We start from the raw sequence: 1,460 nt of genomic DNA on the forward strand, positions 1-1,460 counted from the left end.
TCGGAAGAAGATCTTCTAAGCGTTGATGTTCCATCGATAGAAAACACCTGGTCTAATCTTTATAAAATTATTTATAGCAATCTTGCTGAACTTTTATTTTTCCTGGAGCAGAAGTTCGCCCGCTACCTCGACATTGACTGCAAGATTCCCGCCTCATACCTGATAACGGCACAGGCAAAGTTTCAGCAGGATATTGAAGTATTAAAGGAAAGTTTTGCCGCGTTGAATATTGACGGGCAATTATTGTCAATTGCACTCCTGCCATTCACTGAGTTTTTAAATGCTAGTCATACTGCTTACTCAATCACTTATCAGCAACTCTTGTATTTGAGGGAAATGGGCAAGAGCCTCTTTGAATTACTGGATGCCAGTGAAGAAGGAGAAGATCTAACGGATAAATTACAGGGCCTTTTATTGTACCTTAATTTCAACGGTATACGGCATTTTCAATATTGGACCAGTATTGTGAGTTCAGAAATCGAGAGCCTTTCCACTACCAGGGAAAAACTTGATAGGCTGATGTTTCTTCAAAAGAAAATCAGCCAGGCAACAGTAAAACCCGGTTTTATCTTTAATAGACTACGGGCTCCTCTTCAAAGTAAGATGCAATCATGGCTTGCAGAGGAAATAGGTTACCAGAAAGAGAGAGGATCTCTTTCAAGCAATGTTCACCTTCCCGATGAATTAAGCCGCTGGAAAGACTTTAAGATACAAACTGTTTTCTCCGTGCCGCAGCTTGGGCATATACTAAAGCTATTACTCGACAGCGGCCTTTATTTGAACAAGAATAGATCAGAGGTATTGGATTTCTTCTCACACTTCTTCACTTCCGTAAAGCAGGATAACGTTTCTCCTGGAAGCCTGCGCAGTAATTTTTATAAAGACAATGCAGCCGTATCAAAAGCGGTACGGGATATTTTGATGGACTTAGTTAACCGCTCCCATAAAGGATTAAACGTTGCTGCTTACTTCGCACTCGACTATTTTCTGCAACAATTCTGATTTCATCGTTTTGTGCCGAATGTTGTATTATAGAAATAATTATATCAAATTCTTCTCTTTAATAATCAAACAGTTACAGGGGGTACTGTCACCCCTGTGACTGTTCTTGCGTAAGTAATATTTTTTCCTTTGCTGCCATAACAAACAAACCCAAACCATATGGCAGCAGAAATTCTAACTCGGGAAGATCTCGCAATCTTCAAAACAGAATTGTTCCGGGAACTACGGGAGCTGGTCAATGCTCCGGCCATTCAACCCCGGAAATGGCTTAAATCCTACGAGGTCCGCGACATGCTGGGCATTTCTCCCGGCACACTTCAAAACATGCGCATCAACGGTACGCTTTCCTTTACCAAAATCGGTGGATTGATCTTCTACGAGTACGACGATATCCTCAAGCTGATGGAAGGCACAAAGAAAACCGTAAAACATTCCTTATGAAGACGGTAGCCTACACC

At 41.4% G+C, this 1,460-nt stretch carries 2 protein-coding genes; both read left to right on the forward strand.

Features of this window, described 5'->3' with window-relative positions:
• Window positions 1–1,002: hypothetical protein (locus CLV51_RS29355; protein ID WP_158267193.1), on the forward strand; the 1,002-nt coding region annotated here is incomplete at its 5' end.
• Window positions 1,003–1,161: 159 nt separating this feature from the next.
• On the forward strand, window positions 1,162–1,443 hold the full coding sequence (locus CLV51_RS28830) for a helix-turn-helix domain-containing protein (protein WP_106531570.1): 282 nt from the start codon (window positions 1,162–1,164) through the stop codon (window positions 1,441–1,443).
• The last annotated feature ends 17 nt before the right edge of the window (window positions 1,444–1,460 follow it).

Source organism: Chitinophaga niastensis (genome assembly GCF_003014755.1).
Taxonomy (GTDB): Bacteria; Bacteroidota; Bacteroidia; order Chitinophagales; family Chitinophagaceae; genus Chitinophaga; species Chitinophaga niastensis.